The organism is Streptomyces sp. NPDC088116, assembly GCF_044741745.1.
Taxonomy (GTDB): domain Bacteria; phylum Actinomycetota; class Actinomycetes; order Streptomycetales; family Streptomycetaceae; genus Streptomyces.
On the sequence record NZ_JBIUTF010000026.1, the window covers coordinates 1 to 2,294 of the forward strand.

Genomic DNA, 2,294 nt, shown 5'->3' on the forward strand with positions numbered 1-2,294 from the left:
CACCAGATGCCGGGCCACCACCGCACCCAAACCACCCGTACCACCCGTAACCAGAACCGTCCCAGAACCATCCCACACCGGCCCCACCACATCGGAAACCGGAACCCGGACCAGCCGAGGCACCAGAATCTCTTCGCCGCGCACCATCAGCTCCGGCTCACCAGATGCCAGCGCACGTGACAACACCGCCCCCGGCACGACTTCATCACCGAGATCCAGCAGCGTCATCCGCCCCGGATTCTCGGACTCTGCCGACCTCAACAGCCCACGCACCGATGCCACAGACAGATCAACAGTGGCGCCCCGAGCCACCATCACCAACCGGGAATCCGCGAACCGCTCCTCCCCCAACCACTCTTGCACCAACCCCAGAGCCCACACCGCTGCGGCATGAACCCCATCCACCATGTCCCCGCCGGGCCACTCTGAAGGAACCGCAGCCAGCACTACGCCGGCCACCGGCCCCTCAGCCGCAGCCAACTCACCCAAGTCCCTGAAGAACCGCACGTCGGACCCGACACCACGCAGCACATCGGCCGAACCACCGTCCGCGCCGACCACCGCCACCGCCGCGTCACCCAGGTCGGCCTCCGCAGGCCCGGACAGGGGTGTCCAGTCCACCCGGAACAGCGAATTCCCGTCCAGGGCGGCCGGACCTCCCAACTGTCCGGGGGTCATCGGCCGGGTCGCGAGAGAATCGATCACAGCCACCGGATCACCAGCAGTGTCCGTGACGGCGATCGACACAGTGGCCGGGCCGGTGTGCGACAGCCGCGCCCGCACGGTCGTCGCACCAGAGGCGTAGAGCGATATACCGCTCCACGAGAACGGCAGCGCCGCGCTCACGGTCTCCGAGCCCCCAGCACCGGATGCGGCAGCCTGGAGCACCGCGTCCAGCAGCGCAGGGTGCACGCCGAACTCGTCGGCCGTGACGTCTTCCGGCAGCCCGACTTCGGCGAACACCTCATCTCCACGCCGCCACACGGCTCGCAGGCTTTGGAACACCGGTCCGTAGTCGAATCCCACCTCGGCCAGGCGGCCGTAATGTTCGCTGAGATCGACCGGGTGGGCGCCCGGCGGCGGCCAGGCCGTCGCGTCGAAGCCCACGTCAGCCTGGTCCGCACGGTCGCCGGACAGCACACCGGACGCGTGCTGCGTCCAGGGCGCGTCGACCGCGTCCTCGGAGCGACCATGGACGGTAAGGGTGCGCTGTCCATTGCTGTCCGTGTCGGGTCCCACACGCACCTGAATCTGTACCGCGCCACGCTCGGGGAGGACCAAGGGCGCCGACAGGGTCAGTTCCTCGACCCGGTCGCACCCGACCTCGTCACCGGCCCGGATCGCCAACTCCACAAAGGCGGTTCCCGGGACCAGCACCCGGCCCATGACGATGTGATCCACCAACCACGGATGCGACGCCACCGACAGCCGACCGGCGAACACCACACCATCGGAGTCCGCCAGCGAAACGGCGGCACCCAGCAGCGGATGCTCCGCAGATGCGAGGCCGACGGCCCGTACATCACCAGAGGCACTCGCCTGTACGGCGGGCCAGTACCGCTGCCGCTGGAAGGCGTACGTGGGCAGTTCGACCTGCCCCGCACCGGTACGGGCGAACAGCGCCCGCCAGTCCACGCTCACGCCGACGACATGCACCCCGGCCAGACCAGCGACCAACGCACGTTCCTCGCCACGGTCCTTACGCAGGACAGGCACGACCACGGCCTCGTCCGACACCGACTCCCGGACCAACGCCGACAGCACACCATCCGGACCCAACTCCAGGAAGGCACAGACACCCGCATCGGACAACGCCCGCACACCATCAGCGAACCGCACCGTCTCCCGCACATGCCGCACCCAGTACTCAGGCGCGCACAGTTCCTCGGAACCGGCCAGAGCACCCGTCAGGTTGGACACCACCGGAATCAACGGCGAACGGAACTCCAACCCGGACACCACCGCACGGAAATCATCCAGCATCCCGTCCATCAACGCCGAATGGAACGCATGGCTGACAGCGAGCCGACTAGTGCGCCGCCCCTCGAACCGTCCCACAACCTCCAACACCGCATCCTCGGCACCGGACAGCACCACGGAGGAAGGCCCGTTGACAGCAGCGATCGACACGCGGCCGGAGAGGAACGGCAGAACCTCATCCTCAGTGGCCTGGACCGCCACCATCGCCCCACCACGGGAAAGCTCCTGCATCAGCCGTGCGCGAGCAGCCACCAGACGGCACGCGTCCGCAAGCGACAGAACACCCGCAACATGCGCAGCCGCCACCTCACCGA

At 68.1% G+C, this 2,294-nt stretch carries 1 protein-coding gene; it reads right to left on the bottom strand.

Annotated elements, in window-relative coordinates; genetic code table 11:
- Positions 1 to 2,294, bottom strand: a 2,294-nt coding sequence (locus tag ACIOJD_RS34530) for an acyltransferase domain-containing protein (RefSeq protein WP_401920593.1), incomplete at both ends; no start/stop codon positions are given.